The sequence below is a fragment of the Rhodoferax sp. GW822-FHT04A08 genome (assembly GCF_058801025.1).
In genome coordinates, this window is the sequence record NZ_JBXAMW010000001.1 from 546,639 (window position 1) to 567,241 (window position 20,603).

At 61.5% G+C, this 20,603-nt stretch carries 18 protein-coding genes; 12 read left to right on the forward strand and 6 right to left on the reverse strand.

Going from position 1 to position 20,603, the window contains the following annotated elements:
- Window positions 1-8: 8 nt before the first annotated feature.
- Window positions 9-3,497 carry a transcription-repair coupling factor gene (mfd, locus tag AC1RMF_RS02565; RefSeq protein ID WP_493139280.1) on the reverse strand — a complete coding sequence of 1,163 codons (3,489 nt, stop codon included), beginning with the start codon at window positions 3,495-3,497 and terminating at the stop codon, window positions 9-11.
- Window positions 3,498-3,541: 44 nt separating this feature from the next.
- Between mfd and ispD the strand changes: the two genes are divergently transcribed.
- The 7 genes from ispD to ispF all read left to right on the forward strand — a co-directional run bounded on the left by ispD (window position 3,542) and on the right by ispF (window position 9,567).
- Window positions 3,542-4,276 carry a 2-C-methyl-D-erythritol 4-phosphate cytidylyltransferase gene (gene ispD, locus AC1RMF_RS02570; RefSeq protein ID WP_493139282.1) on the forward strand — a complete coding sequence of 245 codons (735 nt, stop codon included), beginning with the start codon at window positions 3,542-3,544 and terminating at the stop codon, window positions 4,274-4,276.
- Window positions 4,277-4,390: 114 nt separating this feature from the next.
- Window positions 4,391-5,164, forward strand: coding sequence for an ABC transporter ATP-binding protein (locus AC1RMF_RS02575; protein ID WP_342617727.1), 774 nt, complete (start codon window positions 4,391-4,393; stop codon window positions 5,162-5,164).
- 1 nt (window position 5,165) lies between these two features.
- Entirely contained in the window at window positions 5,166-5,867 is a 702-nt protein-coding gene (locus AC1RMF_RS02580) for an ABC transporter ATP-binding protein (RefSeq protein ID WP_342617726.1), read from the forward strand.
- Window positions 5,868-5,898: 31 nt separating this feature from the next.
- The gene (locus tag AC1RMF_RS02585; protein WP_342617725.1) at window positions 5,899-7,113 is read left to right on the forward strand and encodes an ABC transporter substrate-binding protein; all 1,215 of its coding nucleotides are present in this window, start codon (window positions 5,899-5,901) and stop codon (window positions 7,111-7,113) included.
- Between the two features lie 98 nt (window positions 7,114-7,211).
- Complete coding sequence (locus AC1RMF_RS02590) at window positions 7,212-8,099, forward strand: branched-chain amino acid ABC transporter permease (RefSeq protein ID WP_342617724.1); 888 nt, start codon at window positions 7,212-7,214, stop codon at window positions 8,097-8,099.
- Between the two features lie 28 nt (window positions 8,100-8,127).
- Entirely contained in the window at window positions 8,128-9,066 is a 939-nt protein-coding gene (locus AC1RMF_RS02595) for a branched-chain amino acid ABC transporter permease (protein WP_342621151.1), read from the forward strand.
- Window positions 9,067-9,087: 21 nt separating this feature from the next.
- Window positions 9,088-9,567, forward strand: a complete 480-nt coding sequence (ispF, locus tag AC1RMF_RS02600) for a 2-C-methyl-D-erythritol 2,4-cyclodiphosphate synthase (protein ID WP_493139286.1) — start codon at window positions 9,088-9,090, stop codon at window positions 9,565-9,567.
- Here the strand turns inward: ispF and AC1RMF_RS02605 are convergent.
- Both AC1RMF_RS02605 and ompR read right to left on the reverse strand, forming a co-directional pair.
- Window positions 9,527-10,840: a sensor histidine kinase gene (locus tag AC1RMF_RS02605; protein ID WP_493139924.1), complete on the reverse strand. Its 1,314-nt coding sequence runs from the start codon at window positions 10,838-10,840 to the stop codon at window positions 9,527-9,529. The two genes, ispF and AC1RMF_RS02605, sit on opposite strands and share 41 nt — an antisense overlap.
- 104 nt (window positions 10,841-10,944) lie before the next feature.
- The gene (gene ompR, locus AC1RMF_RS02610) at window positions 10,945-11,688 is read right to left on the reverse strand and encodes an osmolarity response regulator transcription factor OmpR (protein WP_342617722.1); all 744 of its coding nucleotides are present in this window, start codon (window positions 11,686-11,688) and stop codon (window positions 10,945-10,947) included.
- 217 nt (window positions 11,689-11,905) lie between these two features.
- Here ompR and AC1RMF_RS02615 point away from each other — a divergent pair, with 217 nt between their 5' ends.
- Genes AC1RMF_RS02615 through AC1RMF_RS02625 form a run of 3 tightly spaced genes read left to right on the forward strand, consistent with a single transcriptional unit; the run spans window position 11,906 to window position 15,338 of the window.
- Complete coding sequence (locus tag AC1RMF_RS02615) at window positions 11,906-12,145, forward strand: hypothetical protein (protein WP_342617721.1); 240 nt, start codon at window positions 11,906-11,908, stop codon at window positions 12,143-12,145.
- Between the two features lie 24 nt (window positions 12,146-12,169).
- A complete protein-coding gene (locus AC1RMF_RS02620) occupies window positions 12,170-12,892 on the forward strand; it encodes an SIMPL domain-containing protein (RefSeq protein ID WP_493139290.1) in 723 nt (240 codons plus the stop codon).
- A gap of 10 nt (window positions 12,893-12,902) precedes the next feature.
- Entirely contained in the window at window positions 12,903-15,338 is a 2,436-nt protein-coding gene (locus tag AC1RMF_RS02625) for a protein kinase domain-containing protein (protein WP_493139292.1), read from the forward strand.
- A gap of 30 nt (window positions 15,339-15,368) precedes the next feature.
- On the opposite strand, the gene AC1RMF_RS02630 is transcribed toward AC1RMF_RS02625, so the two are convergent.
- Entirely contained in the window at window positions 15,369-16,139 is a 771-nt protein-coding gene (locus AC1RMF_RS02630) for a 3-hydroxybutyrate dehydrogenase (protein WP_342617718.1), read from the reverse strand.
- Between the two features lie 69 nt (window positions 16,140-16,208).
- Here AC1RMF_RS02630 and AC1RMF_RS02635 point away from each other — a divergent pair, with 69 nt between their 5' ends.
- Both AC1RMF_RS02635 and AC1RMF_RS02640 read left to right on the forward strand, forming a co-directional pair.
- Entirely contained in the window at window positions 16,209-17,096 is an 888-nt protein-coding gene (locus AC1RMF_RS02635; protein ID WP_493139295.1) for an alpha/beta fold hydrolase, read from the forward strand.
- A gap of 30 nt (window positions 17,097-17,126) precedes the next feature.
- Window positions 17,127-19,382 (forward strand): RelA/SpoT family protein, encoded by a 2,256-nt coding sequence (locus tag AC1RMF_RS02640; protein ID WP_493139297.1) that lies wholly within the window; start codon window positions 17,127-17,129, stop codon window positions 19,380-19,382.
- Window positions 19,383-19,402: 20 nt separating this feature from the next.
- On the opposite strand, the gene AC1RMF_RS02645 is transcribed toward AC1RMF_RS02640, so the two are convergent.
- Together AC1RMF_RS02645 and upp are read right to left on the reverse strand one after the other, a co-directional pair.
- The gene (locus tag AC1RMF_RS02645) at window positions 19,403-19,900 is read right to left on the reverse strand and encodes a heme-degrading domain-containing protein (protein WP_493139299.1); all 498 of its coding nucleotides are present in this window, start codon (window positions 19,898-19,900) and stop codon (window positions 19,403-19,405) included.
- Window positions 19,897-20,550 (reverse strand): uracil phosphoribosyltransferase, encoded by a 654-nt coding sequence (upp, locus tag AC1RMF_RS02650; protein ID WP_342617714.1) that lies wholly within the window; start codon window positions 20,548-20,550, stop codon window positions 19,897-19,899. The genes AC1RMF_RS02645 and upp overlap by 4 nt, the downstream gene beginning before the upstream one ends.
- Window positions 20,551-20,603: the final 53 nt, after the last annotated feature.

Consider the following 20,603-nt stretch of genomic DNA (forward strand, 5'->3'; position numbering starts at 1 on the left):
GGGAGGTCTCAGGCTGCGACCGATTTGGTATTGGGCTGGCCCAGGCTGCGCAGGATGTCGCGCACCATCTGGGCGCGGTCCTTCACCTCGGGCAGGTTGCGCTCGATGCGCAGCTTCTCGTTGCCGGCCAGCTTGATGTGCTTGTTCTTCTGAATCAGCTCAATGATGCGCAGCGGCTCGATCGGCGGGTCTTTCTTGAAGGTGATGGTGATCACGCCCGGAGCGGCGTCTACCTTGACCACACCGTAGGGCTTGGCAATCACGCGCAAGCGGTGCACGTCGATCAATGTCTGGGCCTGCGCCGGCAGCTTGCCGAAGCGGTCCACGATCTCTTCGAGCAGGGCGTCGATCTGGTCGGTGTTCTTGGCGGTGGCCAGCTTCTTGTAGAAGGACAGGCGCAGGTGCACGTCGCCACAGTAATCGTCGGGCAACAGCGCCGGAGCGTGCAGGTTGATTTCGGTATTGACGTTGAGCGGGCTCAGCAGGTCGGGCTCGATACCGGCCTTCAGGCAGCGCACCGCCTCGGACAGCATTTCGTTGTAGAGCTGAAAGCCCACCTCCAGCATATTGCCGCTCTGGTTTTCGCCCAGTACCTCGCCGGCACCACGGATCTCCAGGTCGTGCATGGCCAGATAGAAGCCGCTGCCCAGCTCTTCCATCTGCTGAATGGCGTCCAGCCGTTGCTGCGCCTGCTTGGTCAGGCCTTCGATGTCGGGCACCATCAGATAGGCATAGGCCTGGTGGTGGCTGCGACCCACGCGGCCACGCAGCTGATGCAGTTGCGCCAGGCCGAACTTGTCGGCGCGGCTCATGACGATGGTGTTGGCGGTGGGCACGTCAATGCCGGTCTCGATGATGGTGGAGCACAGCAGCAGGTTGCTGCGCTGGGCAATGAAGTCGCGCATCACGGCTTCGAGCTGGCGCTCGGGCATCTGGCCGTGGGCCACGGCAATGCGGGCTTCGGGCAGCAACTCCTCGAGCTTGGCGCGCCGGTTCTCGATGGTTTCCACCTCGTTGTGCAGGAAGTAGACCTGGCCACCGCGCTTGAGCTCGCGCAGCACGGCCTCGCGGATCACGCCGTTGCCCTCGGTGCGCACAAAGGTCTTGATGGCCAGGCGGCGTTGCGGCGCGGTGGCAATCACGGACAGGTCGCGCAGGCCTTCCAGCGCCATGCCCAGCGTGCGCGGGATGGGCGTGGCGGTGAGGGTCAGCACGTCCACCTCGGCGCGCAGCGCCTTCATGGCCTCCTTGTGGCGTACGCCAAAGCGGTGTTCCTCGTCGATGATGAGCAGGCCCAAGTCCTTGAAGTGGGTCTTTTCGCTGAGCAGCTTGTGCGTGCCCACCACGATGTCGATGGTGCCGTCGGCCACGCCCTTGAGCGCGGCGGTGATTTCCTTGGCCGAGCGGAAGCGGCTCATCTCCGCAATCTTCACCGGCCATTTGCTGAAGCGGTCCACCAGCGTCTGGTAGTGCTGTTCGGCCAGCAGGGTGGTCGGGGCCAGAAAGGCCACCTGCCTGCCGCCCGTCACAGCCACAAAAGCGGCACGCAGGGCAACCTCAGTTTTGCCAAAGCCCACGTCACCACACACGAGGCGGTCCATGGGGCGCGGGCTGATCATGTCCTGGATGACGGCGTGGATGGCGGCCTTCTGGTCGGCGGTTTCCTCGAAGCCGAAGTCGTTGGCAAAGGCCTCGTAGTCGGTGGGCGAATAGCGGAAGGCGTGGCCCTCGCGTGCGGCGCGGCGGGCATAGATGTTGAGCAGTTCGGCCGCAGAGTCGCGCACCTGTTCGGCGGCCTTGCGCTTGGCTTTTTCCCACTGGCCGGAACCCAGCTTGTGCAAGGGCGCCTCATCGGCGCTCACGCCGGTGTAGCGGCTGATCAGTTGCAACTGGCTCACCGGCACATACAGCGTGGCCTTGTCGGCGTACTCCAGGTGCAGGAACTCCTGCAGCTCCGGTTCGCCTTGGGCATTCTTATTGCCCATATCCATGTTGACCAAGCCCCGGTAGCGGCCAATGCCATGCGATGAATGCACCACCGGGTCGCCCAGGTTCAGCTCGGAGAGGTCTTTGATCAGCGCCTCGACGTCACTGACCTGTTCCTGCTTCTTGCGTCTGCGCGTGGCGGGGCCGGCGGCAAACAGCTCGGTCTCGGTGATCAGGTCCACGCCGGCTTCGAGCCAGCCAAAGCCCACGGTCAGCGCGGCGGTGGCAATGCCCCACTTTTCGCTGCTGTGGACAAACTCCTCCAGCGAATCGAAGGCGGGCGGATTGATCTGCGAGGCGCGCAGGAAGTCCAGCAGGCTTTCGCGCCGGCCATCGCTTTCGGCCAGAACCAGCATGCGCTGCTGGGTATTGCGGGCGTAGTCCTTGAGCTTGACCAGCGGGTCTTCAGTGCCGCGCAGCGCTGCCATGGGGGGCAGGGCGCTGATGTCGACAAAAGCGCCGGCGGTGTCCTCGGGCGACGCGGCTTTGATGGCCAGTTGCGCATGGCCGTTGCACAGCGCATAGAACTGCTCGGTACCCAGGAACAGACTCTCGGGCGGCAAGGCCGGACGCTCGGGGTCGCCCTGCACCAGGCGGAAGCGGTCCTTGGTGTCCTGCCAGAAACGCTGGAAGGCGGACTCCAGATCGCCATGCAGCACCACGGTGGCGTCGCCGCCCACGTAGTCGAACACGGTGGCGGTGTGCTCAAAGAAAAGCGGCAGGTAGTACTCGATACCGGCGGTGGCAACGCCGTTGCCCATGTCCTTGTAGATGCGGCTCTTGGTCGGGTCACCTTCCAGCAGCTCGCGCCAACGGCTGCGAAAGCGCGCGCGCGCGTCATCGTCCATGGGGAATTCGCGCCCGGGCAGCAGGCGGATTTCGGGCACCGGGTACAGGCTGCGCTGGCTGTCGGGGTCGAAGGTGCGGATGCTGTCGATCTCGTCGTCGAACAGGTCCACCCGGTAGGGCACGGGCGAACCCATGGGGAAGAGGTCGATCAGGCCGCCGCGCACCGCGTATTCACCGGGGCTTACCACCTGGGTCACATGGCTGTAGCCGGCCAGCGTGAGCTGGGCCTTGAGACGGGCTTCGTCAAGCTTTTGCTTGACCTTGAATTCAAAGGTGTAGCCCGCCAGAAAGCTGGGCGGCGCCAGGCGGTACAGGGCCGTGGTGGCCGGCACGATGATCACATCGGCGCCAGTCTCCTTGTTGCGCTGGGAAATGCGCCACAGGGTGGCCAGCCGCTCGCTGATCAGGTCCTGGTGCGGCGAGAAGGTGTCGTAGGGCAGCGTCTCCCAGTCAGGAAACAGCGCGCAGCGCAACGTGGGCGCGAAGAAGGCAATTTCATCGAGCAGGCGCTGTGCGTCCGTGGCGTCGGACGTGATGATGGCCAGCGGTTTGCCGCTCCCTTTTTCACGTTCGCCCAGGCGGGCCAGGAGGAGTGCGTCAGCAGAACCCGCAGGGCGGGGCAGGGTGTAGCGTTTGCCGCTGGAGAGTTTGGGTAAATCCATGGATGGCATCGATTTTAGAATGGGGCGGTACTCTGTAGCCCTCCATGCCCCAAACACCCTTGCAAACCTCCGACACTTTTTCTTCGCAAACCGCTGCGGAACACGACCGTTTATGGGCCCTGATTCCCTGCGCCGGCAATGGTTCGCGTTCGGGTGCACAAGGCCCCAAGCAGTACCAGTCGGTGGCGGGCAAGCCCATGGTGATGCATACGCTGGCTGCGTTTGCAGGGGTGGCGCGGCTGGCAGGCACGTTGGTGGTGGTGTCCGCTGGAGATGGTTTCTTCGAAAAATCCAACGTGCCAGTCCAGGTGAAAGCCTGCGGTGGTGCCACGCGTGCGCAAACGGTGGCCAATGGTCTGCATGCTTTGCTGCAGCAAGGTGCTTCCCCTCAGGATTGGGTGCTGGTCCACGATGCTGCGCGTTGCCTGGTCACCGCAGAGCAGATCGATGCCCTGATCGATGCATGCCTGATCGATGCGGTGGGTGGCCTGCTGGCACTTCCGCTGCCCGATACGCTCAAGCAGGGCCGCGAAGGCCGTGTGGCATGCACACTGGAGCGGGGTGATAAGTGGCTGGCGCAGACGCCGCAGATGTTTCGTATCGGCGCCCTGCAGGCCGCGCTGGCGGCTGTTGGTGATGCGGTCACCGATGAGTCCAGCGCCATGGAAGCCATGGGCCAAAGCCCTTTGCTGGTACACGGCTCGGCGCAAAATTTCAAGGTCACTTATCCGCAGGACTTTGCTTTGGCCGAAAGCGTGCTGCTGTCGCGCCGGAACTGAAGCCGCCCCTGTTTTTGCACGGCAGAAAGACTGTCTGACGGTTTTCTGACGCTTGCGAAAGCTATCGGGTTTGTCCTAGGCGGGGAAAAAAGTTTCGTCGGCACCATACGCCGCATGACGACAGACTGCATTCTCCAGACGCAAAAGCTCAGCAAGGAGTTCAAAGGCTTCGTGGCCGTGGACAAGGTGGACCTGTCGGTGCGCCGCGGCAGCATCCATGCGCTGATCGGCCCCAACGGCGCTGGCAAGACCACTTGCTTCAACTTGCTGACCAAGTTCATCAAGCCCACATCGGGCGTGATTCTGTTCAACGGGCAGGACATCACGCAAGATGCGCCGGCGCAGATTGCGCGCCGCGGCATCATCCGCTCCTTTCAGATTTCGGCCGTGTTTCCGCACCTGAGCGTGCTTGAGAACGTGCGGGTGGCACTGCAGCGCAAGCTGGGGACGTCCTTTCATTTCTGGAAGCCGGAGAGCTCGCTGCACGGGCTTAACGACCAGGCCATGGAGCTGTTGAATGCTGTTGATCTGGAACCCTATGCAGACACGCTCACCGTTGAACTGTCCTATGGTCGCAAGCGTGCGCTGGAGATTGCCACCACATTGGCCATGGACCCCGAGCTGATGCTGCTCGATGAGCCTACGCAAGGCATGGGCCTGGAGGATGTGGACCGTATCCGCCAGCTCATCAAGAAGGTCTCCACCAACCGCACGATTCTGATGGTGGAGCACAACATGAGCGTGGTTTCCAGCATTGCCGACACCATCACGGTGCTGCAGCGCGGCGCCACGCTGGCGGAAGGACCGTACGCCGAAGTGTCCAAGAACCCCGCAGTGATTGAGGCCTACATGGGCAGCGCCAACACCGAACTGGTGGGGGCCCACTGATATGAGCAAATTTCTTGAAATCCGTGATCTGCATGCCTGGTATGGCGAGTCGCATGTATTGCATGGCGTCAACTTCGATGTGAACGAGGGCGAAGTGGTCACCCTGCTGGGCCGCAACGGTGCGGGACGTACCAGCACCATGCGCGCCATCATGGGCCTGACCGGTAGCCGCAAGGGCTCCATCAAGGTCCATGGCAAGGAAACCATTGGCGCATCCACCCACGCCATTGCGCGGCTGGGCATAGGCTATTGCCCCGAAGAACGCGGCATCTTCTCCAGCCTGTCCACCGAGGAAAACCTGCTGTTGCCGCCCGAGCTGTCCAAAGGCGGCATGAGTGTGCAGGAGATCTACACCATGTTCCCCAATTTGCAGGAGCGCGCCAACAGTCAGGGCACGCGCCTTTCCGGCGGCGAGCAACAGATGCTGGCAGTGGCCCGCATTCTGCGCACCGGAGCGCGCCTGTTGCTGTTGGACGAAATATCCGAAGGCCTGGCGCCGGTGATCGTGCAGAAGCTGGGTGAGATGGTCAAGATGCTGCGCACCAAGGGTTACACCATCGTCATGGTGGAGCAGAACTTCCGTTTCGCCGCGCCGCTGGCCGACCGCTTCATGGTCATGGAGCATGGCGAGATTCAGCAGGAATTCACACAGGCCCAACTGCCTGAGCGTATGGCCCAGTTACACGAGTACCTGGGTGTTTGATTTGTCAAGAACCATCAACAAGGAGATAGCGATGAAACTCAAGAAGATTGCGGCCGTTTGCGCGTTCAGCTGTGCAGCAATGGGCGCACTGCCCACATCCGCCCAGGCACAGATTTCGGGTGACGTGATCCGTATCGGCATCATCACGGACATGTCGGGCTTGTATTCCGATATCGACGGTCCTGCAGGTGCAGAGGCTATCAAGATGGCCGTGGCGGAGATGGGTGGAGCCATCAACGGCAAGAAGATCGAAGTGCTGGCAGCGGATCACCAGAACAAGCCCGACGTGGCCGCCGCCAAGGCCCGCGAGTGGTTTGATACCCAGGGTGTGGACATGCTGATCGGTGGCACCAACTCCGGCACCGCTTTGGCCATGGCCAAGGTGGCTGCAGAAAAGAAGAAGCTGTTCATCGCCATCGGTGCAGGCTCTTCCGCTCTGACCAATGAGCAGTGCAATCCCTATACGGTGCACTATTCCTACGATACCGTGGCGCTGGCCAAGGGTACCGGCAACGCGGTGGTGAAGGCCGGCGGCAAGAGCTGGTACTTTCTGACGGCGGACTACGCCTTTGGCGCATCCCTGCAGAACGACACGGCCAATGTGGTCAAGGCGGCTGGTGGCACCGTGGTGGGCTCGGTCAAGCACCCCCTGTCTGCCAGCGATTTCTCGTCCTTTCTGTTGCAGGCACAAGGCAGCAAGGCGCAGATCCTGGGTCTGGCCAACGCCGGTGGTGACACCATCAATGCGGTCAAGGCGGCCAATGAATTCGGCGTGACCAAGACCATGAAGCTGGCCGGCCTGCTGGTGTTCATCAACGACATCCACTCGCTGGGCCTCAAGGCCACGCAGGGCATGTACCTGACCGACAGCTGGTACTGGAACAAGGATGCAGAAACCCGCACCTGGGGTCGTAAGTTCTTCGAGAAGGTCAAGCGCATGCCTTCCAGCGTGCAGGCTGCCGACTACTCGGCAACGCTGCAGTTCCTGCAAGCCGTCAAGGCGACCGGTACCGATGACTCGGACAAGGTTCTGGCCCAGATGAAGAAGACCAAGATCAACGACATGTTTGCCAAGGGCGGCTACATCCGTGACGACGGACGCATGGTGCACGATATGTACCTGATGCAGGTCAAGAGCCCGGACAAGTCCGTTGAGCCATGGGACTACTACAACGTGGTGGAAACCATCAAGGGTGAAGAGGCATTCACCACGAAGGCCGAAAGCAAGTGTGCGGCCTGGAAGTAATGTCCTGACCTCCTGGCCATGCCAGGTTGCCCAGGGGTGTTCGTCCCCGGGGCAATCTGGTGAATGGCTGCGATACCTGATTCATTGATGGAGATTTGATGATCGAGATTTTTGGCATTCCGCTGCAGGCATTTCTGGGGCAGTTGCTGCTGGGGTTGGTCAATGGCTCGTTCTACGCCATGCTCAGTCTGGGGCTGGCGGTGATCTTCGGGTTGTTGGGCATCGTCAATTTTGCCCACGGCGCGCTGTACATGATAGGTGCCTATGTGGCCTGGTACAGCCTGGAAAAGTACGGCCTGAACTACTGGGTGGCGCTGGTGCTTTCCCCGGTGGTGGTCGGCGCAATGGGGGTGGTGATCGAGCGTCTGTTTCTCAAGCGCCTGTACAAGCTGGATCCGCTCTACGGACTGTTGCTGACATTCGGCCTGGCCCTGATTGCAGAAGGTGTGTTCCGCGACCAGTTTGGTGTGTCGGGCCAGCAGTACCCGGTGCCGGAACTCCTGCAGGGTGCGACCAACCTGGGCTTCATGGTGTTGCCCAACTACCGTGCCTGGGTGATCGTTGCCTGCCTGTCGATCTGCATCGGCACCTGGTTCCTGATTGAGAAAACCAAGTTGGGTGCCACCTTGCGCGCCAGTACCGAGAACCCGGCGCTGGTGCAGGCGTTTGGTATCAACGTTCCGCTGATGGTGACCATGACCTATGCCGGCGGAGCAGGCCTTGCCGCACTGGCCGGGGTGCTGGCCGCGCCGGTAATCCAGATCACGCCGTTGATGGGCTCCAACCTGATCATCGTGGTGTTTGCGGTCGTGGTGATCGGTGGCATGGGCTCGATTCTGGGCTCGGTCATCACGGGGGTGGTGTTGGGCTTGCTCGAAGGATTGACCAAGGTGTTCTATCCGGAAGCATCCAGCATTGTCGTGTTCGTCATCATGGTGCTGGTGTTGATGATTCGCCCCGCCGGTTTGTTTGGCAAGGAAAAATAACGTGAGTTCCGCAACTTCCTCCTCCGCTGTGGCGTCCCGTCAGGGCAAGGTGCTCTGGCTGGTCGTGTTCGCCTTCCTGCTGATCGCTCCCGTGGTGGGCTTGTACCCCGTGTTCCTGATGAATGCGCTGTGCTTTGCCATCTTCGCCTGCGCCTTCAATCTGTTGCTGGGCTATACCGGACTGCTGTCCTTCGGTCATGCGGCCTTCATGGGCTCTGCGGCCTACGTTACCGGCTGGCTGGTGCGCAGCGCAGGTTGGCCTCCAGAAGCGGGTGTGCTGTTTGGTACCCTGTTCGCTTCCGCCCTGGGACTGCTGGTAGGGCTGGTGGCCATTCGGCGGCAGGGCATTTACTTTGCCATGGTGACGCTGGCCATGGCACAGATGATCTACTTCATCTGTCTGCAAGCGCCCTTCACCGGCGGTGAGGACGGTCTGCAAGGCGTTCCGCGCGGCAAGCTACTGGGCGTGTTGTCCCTGGATAACGACACGGCCATGTATTTCGTGGTGCTGGCGGTCTTTGTCGGCGTGTTCTTGGGCGTGATGCGTATCGTGCATTCGCCCTATGGGCAGGTGCTCAAGGCCATCCGCGAAAACGAGCCGCGCGCCGTTTCCCTGGGCTACGACGTGGACCGCTATAAATTGCTGGCCTTTGTTCTGTCCACCACCATCGCCGGTCTGGCCGGATCGGTCAAGACGCTGGTGTTGGGCTTTGCCACCTTGTCCGACGTGCACTGGTCCCTTTCCGGTGAAGTGGTGCTGATGACGCTTCTGGGCGGCATGGGAACCTTTGCCGGCCCTGTGGTGGGCGCGTTCACCATCGTTGGTTTGCAAAACTTCCTGGCGGATCGGGTAGGCTCTTGGGTCACGGTGATCATCGGTGCCATTTTTGTGTTCTGCGTGATTGCCTTTCGCAAAGGAATTGTGGGTGAACTGCTGGCCTGGCAACAACGTCGCCGGTCTGCGTGAACCCGCCAAGGGGTTCATGCCATGCAAATTCGGGTAGGTGAGGGCTGGGACATCCACGCCCTCGTGGAAGGTCGCAAGCTCATGCTGGGCGGGGTGGAAATTCCGCACAACAAGGGCTTGCTGGGGCATTCAGATGCCGACGCTTTGTTGCACGCCATCACTGACGCACTCTTGGGTGCCGCCGCATTGGGCGATATCGGCACCCTGTTTCCCGACACCGATGTCCAATTCAAGGGAGCCGATTCCGCCGTGCTACTCGGGCATGCTGCAAGCCGGGTGCGGGAGAAAGGGTTCACCATTGGCAACGTAGATTGCACAGTGATTGCCCAGGCTCCCAAGCTCGCACCCTATAAGGCTGCCATGGCCTTGCGCATTGCGCAGGTGCTCTCCGTTACCGTGGAGCAGGTCAATGTGAAGGCCAAGACTGCAGAGAAGATGGGCCCGGTGGGCGAGGGGTTGGCTATGGAAGCTCGTGCGGTTGTGCTGCTGACAAGGCCATAGTCCCGCGCTGCAGCTTGAGATTGGCTGATAGACCACCCGTGGTGGAATTGTTGAGAACAAAGGCGCCGCCCATGCGCCGCACTGTCTTTTCCACGATCGCCAGGCCCAGACCCGCGCCGTTGGCCGCCGTACGCGCAGTCTCGCCACGGTAGAACGGCTGGGTGAGATTCGCGATCTGATTGGACGCAACGCCTACTCCGTGGTCGCGCACCTTGACGTAAATCCACTTGTCGCGGGCCAGCGCGGTGATGTCGATTTCCGCAATCCCGGTGTTCACGGTTTTTCCGTATTTGCGTGCGTTTTCGATCAGGTTGGAAATCACGCGACTCAGCTCGACTTCATCGGCCAATACGGTCAAGCCGTCTTCGAGCTGGATGTTCAGGCGCATGTCGGCGTTGTCGCGAAACGGCAGTGCGCAGGCTTCGACAATGGGTTTGAGTGGCACGGGTGTTAGCGCCACCATGTCCGGCCGGGCGTAGTCCAGGAATTTGTCGATGATGGCGTCCAGTTGCGCTATATCGGCCGCCATGTGCGCGCGTGCGTCCAGGTCGGATACGCTGAGTTCGGTTTCCAGCCGCAGCCGTGCCAGCGGGGTACGCAAATCGTGTGAAATGCCGGCCAACATCAGGGCGCGATCCTGGTCCAGCTTGGCCAGACGCTGCGCCATGCGGTTGAAGCCGATGTTGACTTCTCGGATCTCGCTGGTCTGCACCGACTCATCCAGATGGCTTTCCTGGAATTTGCCTTCGCGCACCCGGCTGGCCGCAAAAGAGAGCTCCTTGAGCGGCTTGTTCACTAGGCGTGCTATCGCAGCAGCACCGGTCAGCGACAGAACGGCTGCCACCAGCAGCCAGACAATCCAGGTCTTGCCAACGGATGGGGTAAAGCGTTCCAGGTCCGTGAGAAACCAGTATGGGTCACCGTCCATGTCGAAACTGACCCACAAGCCCTTGTTTCCATTGACTTCCTTGGCCACTACCGTGTTGTTGCCCAGGTGCTGGCGCAACTCGATGGCGATGTCAGAGGTGTCGCCGTCCACTGGTATGAGCTTGTCCGAAGGCTCACGCGGCACGATGCGCAGGCCTTCCTCCTGGGCCATGGTCTTGAGCAGGGACAGGCGGGCAATGGCGTCTGCGTTGATCAGTGCAGCACGGCTCAGATTGACCTGCGACACGATCTGGTGGGCAGTCTGTATGGCCCGAGGTTCGAACTCCATGGCCCGCAAGGTCTGCAGCCACGCCAGGATGCTGCCCAGCAGCAACAGCGCCAGCATGAAAAAAGTGCGCCAGAAAAGGTTCAGACCACCGATGCGCGGTGTGTTGTGACCTTCTTCAGACTCGTCCAAGGCATTTACGGCGGCCTCTTCGAAGTCATTGATTACGGTTTGGGACACGCAGCCTCTTCAGGGATGAACACATAGCCCACACCCCAGACGGTCTGAATCATGCGCGGATTGGCAGGATCGGTCTCAATGAGTTTGCGCAGGCGGGAAATCTGCACATCCAGGCTGCGGTCGAAAGGTTCGAATTCGCGGCCACGGGACAATTGCGCCAGCTTTTCCCGGGACAGGGGCGTGCGGGGGTGTCGTACCAGGGCCTTGAGCATGGCAAATTCACCCGTGGTCAGCGTCAACTCCTCGCTCTGCCGGTGCAGCGTTCGCGCACCCAGGTCAAAGCGGAACGGGCCAAACTCCACCACCTCGTTGTCTACGGAGGGGGCACCAGGAACCTCGGGCACCGGGCGGCGGCGCAGCACCGCGTTGATGCGCGCGAGCAGCTCACGCGGGTTGAAGGGTTTTCCCAGGTAATCATCGGCACCGACCTCCAGTCCTACGATGCGGTCCACATCCTCGCCCTTGGCAGTGAGCATGATCACAGGGGTCAGGTCGTTGGCGGCACGCAGTCTTCTGCAGATGGACAAGCCGTCTTCGCCGGGCATCATCAGGTCCAGCACGATCAGGTCTGCGGTCTCACGCATCATCACCCGATTCAGGGACTTTCCATCTTCGGCCAGCAATACGTCAAAGCCTTCCTGTGTGAGATAGCGTTTGAGCAAGTCACGGATGCGGGCATCGTCATCCACTATCAGTATCTTGTCGGGGCGGTCGTGCGTTGCGGTCATGGACGTCTCAATTTGTAACAGGCGGGATTTTGCGTGCTGTCAGCCTGGTATGGAGCCAGTAGGGGCAACATTTGACACAATGTTACAAATATTCAACCCTGCGCGCCTTATGCACTGAGGACAATGTCCACAGGGTTGAGTGTTCAACCGTTGGACCTGTATGTTGCATCGTCATCTCTATCTTTCAATATCGTTGCTCTTGTTGTGCGGGTTCGGCTTGGCACACGCTGACCAGTCCAAAGGGTCGCGTGGGGGAAGCGATGGCGGGCCGCGTGGTGCCGACGGCATGGCCAGAGGCGATCAGGATCGTTCCGTCCAGGTGCGGCGTGACGTTCTGCGCGAAGCGGTCAAGTCGCAGGAGGATGATGCCCCCGTGATGCTTCGTCAGCTCTCCGCAGAAGAAAAGGCCTTGTTGCGTCAGCAACTGCGCCAGCAGCGCCTGGAAGGCTCCCGCTGAAACCCATCTTGAGACCGTATTTGCATGAATAAATTGCACCCCGTCGCGCGTTGCGCGGCTCTTGGTCTGCTGGCCGTCGTCTTGGTTGCCACCAGCGCACGAGCCGAGACCACCGTCGAACCGCACAACGTGGTGCAGCTTTCCGCCAGCGGCACTGTGGAAGCTGTACAGGACTGGTTGACGCTGACGCTTTCCACCACCAAGGAGGGTAGCGACCCGGGCGCGGTGCAGGGCTATTTGCGCCAGGCCGTTGATGGCGCCTTGGCAGAAGTGAAGAAGACGGCCCAGCCGGGAGCCATGGAAGTGCGCAGCGGGGCGTTCAGCCTGCAGCCGCGCTACAGCAATGACGGCAAGATGAGTGGCTGGGTCGGCACGGCCGAACTGGTGCTGGAAGGTGCGGACTTTCCCCGCATTGGAAATGCGGCCGCCAAGGCGCAGCCGCTGACCATCAGCAATCTGAATTTCAGCCTGAGCCGCGCCACCCGCTCCCTGTTGGAGTCGCAGGCGCAGAAACTGGCCATTGATGCCTTCAAGACCAAATCCGCTGAAATTGCGCGCGGTTTTGGCTTCGGGGATTACACCCTGCGTGAAGTGGCGGTCAGCGCGTCGGACCAGAGTCTCGGGCCCCGACCGCTGATGCTGGCCAAGAGTGCGCGATCCTTCGCTGCGGACAGTGCGCCAGTACCCCTTGAGAGTGGCAAGTCACAGGTGTTTGTCACAGTATCTGGAGCGATACAACTCAAGTAGCATCGGGTGCATGGCCGAATCTCCTGCAAATCAACAACATAGTCGTTCTCCTTCTTTACTCAAGCCATCGGACACCCTTGGACGCTTTGAGCTCAAGCGCCTTTTGGGCCAAGGGGCGCAATCCACCGTGTGGCTGGCGCACGATCCGCGCCTGGAGCGTGAGGTTGCCATCAAGGTCTTGCGACCGGTCGCCGGCGTTGACGAACAGGCGATCAAGCAGTGGCTGCAGGAAGCGCGCAACGTAGGGCGCGTCAAGCATCCCAGCATCGTTCCCGTTTTTGAAGCCGACATCCAGGACCAGCACGCCTATCTGGTGTTCGAGTACGTTGCAGGGGACACCCTGGCACAGCTTCTGGCGCGTAAGGGGCCTTTGCCGGCACGTGAGGCCGTGGCCTACATGATGGACGTGCTCGACGCCATTGCCGTGGCCCATACCGAAGGTGTGGTGCATAGGGACATCAAGCCTTCCAATATCCTGGTGGACAGCACAGGGCGGGCACGCATTATGGATTTCGGTATTGCCGCGCGCACCCACACCACTGCCGGTGGTGAGCAGGTGGCGCTGGGAGGCACCGTGGGTTATTTGTCGCCGGAAGCCATTGGCGGTGCGCAGCCCGTGCCTTCCATGGACTTGTTTGCCTGCGGCTTGGTATTGGCGGAGTTGTTGATTGGCAAGCCATTGGTCGATGAGGCCGATCCCAATCGCGCCATGTACCGTCTGGCCCATGAGCAACTGGTGCTACCAGCGGAAGTCGGGTCCGATGTGGACGACGCCTTGCGTTCCCTGGTGAACAGGGCGCTGGTACGAGATCCGCAGCAACGCTTCCCGGACGCACGCAGCCTGTTCAATGCCCTCAACGAATGGCGGCAGCCCGCGCAAAGCGACATCGTGCAGGGTACGGCCGGCGGGACTTTGGAATTCCTGTTGCGTCGCATGCGCCACAAGTCCGACTTCCCGGCGCTTTCCGAATCGGTGATGCGCATTCAGAGCATGGCTACCTCCGAGACCGAGAGCGTCAGCAGCGTCACCAACCAGATCCTCAAGGACGTGGCGCTGACCAACAAGTTGCTGCGGGTGGTCAACAGCGCGCATTTCGCTCGCAGCGGTGCCATCAGCACGGTTTCGCGAGCGGTCTCGCTGGTGGGGTTCAACGGCATCCGCAACATGGCGCTGAGCCTGGTCCTGCTGGAGCATATGCAGGACAAGGCCCATGCTGCCCAGATCAAGGATGAGTTCGTCCGCTCCTTGCTGGCCGGTACGCTGGGTGCCGAGATGTGTACCACCGCCAAGGAGGCGGAGGAGGCCTTCATTGGCGCCATGTTCCAGAACATGGGGCGTTTGCTGGTGCAGTTCTATTTCCCGGAAGAGGCACAGCAGGTCCGCGCCTTGATGGAAATGCAGGCTCCTCCGATAACCGAAGAGACCGCGTCCCTGAAAGTGTTGGGCCTGAGTTACGAAAACCTGGGACTTGGTATCGCCAGGGCCTGGGGACTGCCCGAGAGCATTCAGCGATGCATGCGGCATCCGGTTGGTTCACCGCCCAGCAACGTTTCTCTGGATCCGTTGGAGCGGTTGCGCTGGGTGGCCACGGCGTCCAACGAAATTGCCGATGTCTTGCTCAAGCATGAGCCCAAGGAAGCCGCTGCCCATGTGGCTCAAGTGGCGCGCAAGTATGCCCACTGCGTGGGCACCACCGAAAAACAGCTCAGTGCGGTGGTGGAACAGGCCAAAATCAAGTTGCAGGATATGGCCGGCGCAATGGAGATCCGGGTGAAACCTGGATCGGCAGCGCACAAGGTACTGCATGGGTCGGGCAGCGATGCCGACGCTGGACCCGCGTCCGGCGCGGATTCCAACTTTGTCAGTCTGGAGTTGCAGGCGACGCCGGCGGTAGACGTCACAACCCCGGTGCAGTCGGTCAAGTCGACCCAGGTGGCCGAGACCCTGGCTGCCGGTATTCAGGACATCACCAATGCCATGGTGGAAGACTTCAAATTGACGGATGTGCTGCGCATGGTTCTGGAAACCATGTTTCGCGCCATGGGCTTCGATCGCATCATCTTCTGCATGCGGGACCCCAAGACCGAAACCGTCACCGGCCGTTTTGGCCTGGGTGACAAGGTGGAAGTTTTCGTCAAGGACTTCAAGGTGCCGCTCAAGGCCGCCACGCCAGACCTGTTTGCCGTGGTCTGCATCAAGGGTGTGGACAGCATGATCAGTGATGCCAGCGAGTCGCGCATCCAGGCTCGACTGCCTGCCTGGTATCAGAAGACCTTGAATGCGCCTGCATTCCTGCTGCTGCCCTTGCACATCAAGGCAGCTCCGTTTGGCCTGATCTACGCCGACAAGACGACCAAAGGCGCTCTGGAGCTCAATGAAAAGGAACTGGCCTTGCTGCGCACGCTGCGCAACCAGGCCGTGATGGCTTTCAAGCAGTCGCGCTAGCGGACTGCCTTTCTTCCAGGGCTTGCCGGCTTATTGGGCGACCCAGCCGCCATCCATGTTCCAGGCCACGCCACGGACATTGTTGGCAGCCGGTGAGCAGAAGAAGACGGCCAGCGCACCCAGCTCTTCGGTGCTGGTGAATTGCTTGGAAGGCTCTTTCTCGCCCAGCAGCAGGCCGGTGGCCTCTTCGTTGGAAATCTTGAGCGCGGCGGCCTTGGCGTCTACCTGCTTTTGCACCAGCGGCGTCAGAACCCAGCCGGGGCAGATCGCGTTGCAGGTCACGCCGGAGGTGGCGTTTTCCAGTGCGGCGACTTTGGTCAGGCCGACGACGCCGTGTTTGGCCGCAACGTAGGCGGATTTTTCTGCAGAGCCCACCAGGCCATGCACCGATGCCACGTTGATGATGCGGCCCCAGTTTTTGGCCAGCATACCCGGTAGGGCGGCGCGGGTCGCGTGGAAGGCGCTGGACAGATTGATGGCAATGACCGCGTCCCAGCGCTCCACCGGGAAGTTTTCAACCCGTGCCACATGCTGGATGCCGGCGTTGTTTACCAGGATGTCCAGGCTGCCAAAGGTCTTGGTGGCGAATGCAACCATGTCTTCGATTTCGGCAGGCTTGCTCATGTCGGCACCGTGGTATGCCACCTGCACGCCCAGCGCTGCCACTTCCGCCTTCGGGCCCTCCACATCGCCAAAGCCGTTGAGCACGATGTTGGCGCCTTGTGCTGCCAAGGCCTTGGCGATACCCAGGCCGATGCCGCTGGTGGAGCCTGTGACGAGAGCAGTTTTACCTTTCAACATGGGTGTTCTTTCTGGAATGGTTGAGGGTTTGAATTAGGATGGAGTCATTATGAAACACAGAGCATCTGTATGGCTGACCCGACGCTGAATTTCATCCACTGTCCCGATGCAACAGGCGGCCACCGCATGGCATTCTGGCAGTGGGGCGATCCCCAGGCCGCCCATACCGTTCTGTGTGTTCATGGGCTGACCCGTCAGGGGCGGGATTTTGACGTGCTGGTGCAGTCGCTCATTGCGCGTTCGCCCCATCCCTTGCAGGTGATCTGCCCTGACGTAGCGGGCCGCGGCATGAGTGAGTGGCTTTCCGATCCCCAGGCATACGCTATTCACGTTTACGCAGGCGACATGCTGGCACTGTTGGCGCAACTCAAGCCCCAGACCCTGGATTGGGTGGGTACCAGCATGGGCGGGTTGATTGGCATCGGGGTAAGTGCCCACGCGCATACGGTGGGCACTACGGTGCGCCGGCTGGTGCTCAATGACGTGGGTCCGGCGTTGGAGTGGGAGTCGTTGCTACGGATCGGAAACTATCTGGGCAAGAACATGCACTTCGACACACTGGAACATGCAGCGGACCATTTGTGGGGCATCTCCACCGGATTCGGGCCGCATACGCGCCAGCAGTGGCTGGCGCTGTCGGCGCCCATGGTCAAGCCGGACCCGCAGGGGGGCGTGCGCTTGCACTATGACCCGGCCATTGCCGTGCCTTTTCTGGCCCTTACCCAGGAAGTGGCCCAGCAGGGCGAAGCGGCACTGTGGCAGCTGTATGACAGCCTCACTGCGCAGACTCTGCTGGTAAGGGGGGCGGAGTCGGATTTGTTGTCCGCCCAGACTGCCCACCAGATGACACAACGCGGGCCGCGGGCCCGTTTGCTCGAGTTTGCCGGCGTGGGGCATGCGCCCACCTTTGTCACGGAAGAGCAGGTGGGCGCGGTGTGCTCCTTCCTGCTGGACTGACCGTAACCAGACGCTTGTGCGCACCCATTTATGAAAAGTACATCTGCCGAATACGGCAGCGCGGTTCCGCCTCCTGTGATTGCCCTTGCTGGGGAGGCCCTGCCCGAGCAAGTCGGTGCGCTGGCGCGTGCGCGCGCATTTGCCGAGCCCCTGCTCACCAGCGAAACCCTGGATACGGGTGAGAACATCCTGGCGCACGCCGATGCCGTGGCCGCCATCCTGAAATCCATCGGTGGTTCGGAGGCTATGCAGACCGCCTGCTACCTGGTCTATGCCTGCGACCACCTGAACAAGCCGCATGATGTGATCGCCAAGGCCTTTGGTGAGAATTTTGCCAACCTGGCCATGGAGACCACCAAGCTGGTGCGGGTGCAGCGCATGGCGCGCGCCGCGCAGAACTCGGCGACCCATGCCGGAAGCAACGCACCCATGGCGCAGACCGCCGCAGCGCAAACCGAGAGCGTACGCAAGATGCTGCTGGCGTTTTCGCGTGACCTGCGTGTGGTGATGTTGCGACTGGCGTCACGACTGCAGACGCTGCGCTTCTTTGCCGCCACCAAGCTGCCCGTGCCTCCTGGCCTAGCCAGGGAATCGCTGCAGGTCTTCGCGCCCTTGGCCAATCGGCTGGGAATCTGGGAAATCAAATGGGAGCTGGAGGACCTGTCCTTTCGCTTTCTGGAACCCGAAACCTATCGCCAGGTCGCCCGGCTGCTGGACGAAAAGCGCACCGAGCGCGAGGCGTCGGTGGAAGCGCTTCGCCAGCAGATGGTGCAGGACCTGGCGGCGCAGGGCATACAGGCCATGGTGCAGGGGCGGCCCAAACACATCTACAGCATCGTCAAGAAGATGCGCGGCAAGTCCCTGGGCTTCGAGCAGGTCTACGATATCCGGGCGCTGCGCATTGTGGTGCCCACCATTCCCGATTGCTACGCGGCGCTGGCCTGGGTGCACGATCATTTCACGCCGCTGACCGATGAGTTCGACGACTACATTGCCCGGCCCAAGGCCAATGGCTACCAGTCACTGCATACCGTGGTGCGGGACAAGGCAGGCAAGCCGATTGAGGTACAACTGCGCACGCAGGCCATGCACGACCATGCCGAGCATGGCGTGGCTGCGCACTGGGCCTACAAGGAGGCGGGCACCAAGGGCTACGCGGGCGTTTCCGCCAGCAGTGAGTACGACGCCAAGATCGCCGTGCTGCGCCAGTTGCTGGCCTGGGAGCGGGATCTGTCGGGCGCACAGGAGGGCGAGGGCGCCCAAAGCGGCGCACAGGACGCCGCCCTGCTGGACGACCGCATCTACGTGCTGACACCCGACGCCGCCGTGGTGGAACTGCCCAAGGGCGCCACGGCAGTGGACTTTGCCTACAGCGTGCACACCAGCCTGGGGCACCGCTGCCGGGGTGCCAAGGTGGACGGCCAGATGGTGCCGCTCAACACGCCGCTGAAGAACGGCCAGACCGTGGAAGTCACCACGGTCAAGGAGGGCGGCCCTTCACGCGACTGGCTCAACCCCGAGCTGGGTTTCCTGGCAAGTCACCGGGCGCGGGCCAAGGTGCGCGCCTGGTTCAACGCCCAGGCCATGGGTGAAACGCTTTCCAAGGGCCGCGAAGCCGTGGAAAAGTTGCTGCAGCGCGAAGGCAAGACGGCCATCAAACTGGACGACCTGGCATCCCAACTGGGTTTCAATTCCGCCGACGACCTGTTCGAGGTGGTGGGAAAGGATGAATTCTCGTTGCGCAACATCGAGATCGTGTTGCGCCCGCCGGAGCCGGCACTCGAGCAGGACGAAGTACCGCTACTCAAGAAGCCCAGCACATCGCGGCAGACCGGCAAGGGCGGCGTGCTGGTGGTGGGCGTGGATTCGCTCATGACCCAGTTGGCCAATTGCTGTAAACCGGCGCCACCGGACCTCATCATCGGCTTTGTGACCCGTGGCAAGGGCGTGAGCGTGCACCGGGCCGACTGCTCCAACCTGCGCAACATGATCCAACGCAGCGGCGACCGCTGCATCGACGTGGCCTGGGGTACGCAGCCGGGCAAGGATGCCAGCGTCTACCCGGTGGACGTGGCCATTGAGGCGCACGACCGCCAGGGCCTTCTGCGTGATATTTCCGAGGTCTTTGCCAAGGAAAAGATGAACGTGATCGGTGTGCAGACCCAGACCATCAAGGGCACCGCCTGGATGACCTTCACCGTGGAGGTGTCTGAGTCCGGTCGGCTGGCGCGGGTGCTGGGCATTGTGAGCGAGCTGCAGGGCGTACGCTCTGCGCGCCGCCGCTAGCTCGCCATTGACCGGGGCACTCAGGGCTCCAGCGCGACCTCGGCCAGTGGGATACCGCAGAGTTCGGCCAGCGCTTCCACCACGATGGCGTGATCTTCACGTTGCGGCACGCCAGAGACAGTCACCGCGCCCACACAGCCCACGCCTTTGACGCGGATGGGAAAACTGCCGCCGTGCTCGGCATAGTCGTTGAGGGGCACGCCGGTCTTTTGCGGCAACGAGGTGTTGTCTTTTTGGTGCGCCAAGCCCACGGCATAAGAGCTGCGGTGCAGCAGTTCGACCACATTGCGCTTGCGCCGCACCCACTCGGCGTTGTTGGGTACCACGCCCGGCATGGCGTAGAAGAACAGGGTTTCCTTGGCGCGTCGTACCTCGATGGTCACGCCCACCTGGCGCGCCTCGCAGATCAGCTTGATGCGGCAGCCCAAATCCCAAGCCACGGTTTCGTCAAACTGGCTGAGCTGCAGCAACTGTTCCTGCAGCGCCAGACGCTGCATGTCCTGGTCTAGCTTGCTCATTGGGTGCCAAAGATACGGTCGCCCGCATCTCCCAGTCCGGGCAGTATGTAGCCGTGGTCATTGAGCTCACGGTCGATGGCGGCGGTGTAAATCGGCACGTCCGGATGCTCCTTGTACATGGTGTTGATGCCTTCCGGGCACGTCAGCAGGCACAGGAATTTGATGGATTTGGGGTTGCAGGCCTTCAGACGCGTCACGGCGGCGGCGGCGGAATTGCCGGTGGCCAGCATGGGGTCGACCACCACGATGTCGCGCTCTTCCATGTTCTTGGGCATCTTGAAGTAGTACTCCACGGCCTGCAGGGTCTTGGGGTCGCGGTACAGGCCGATGTGGCCTACGCGGGCACCGGGCACCACCGAGAGCACGCCGTCCAGAATGCCGTTGCCGGCGCGCAGGATGCTAACAAACACCAGCTTCTTGCCGTCAATGACCTTGGCGGTCATGCTTTCCAGCGGGGTCTCGATCTGCACCTCCTGCATGGCCATGTCGCGGCTGACTTCGTAGGCCATCAGGCTGCTGAGTTCATTGAGCAGACGGCGAAAGCTGTTGGTGCTGGCTTCTTTCTTGCGCATGAGGGTGAGCTTGTGTTGCACCAGCGGGTGCTCGATCAGGTGCACGTTGGCACGGGCGGCGGGGTCTATGGGGATCATGTGAGCCTTTCTTCTTGACTAAGCTTTGTAAGTTGTGACCATAGTGTCGCAGG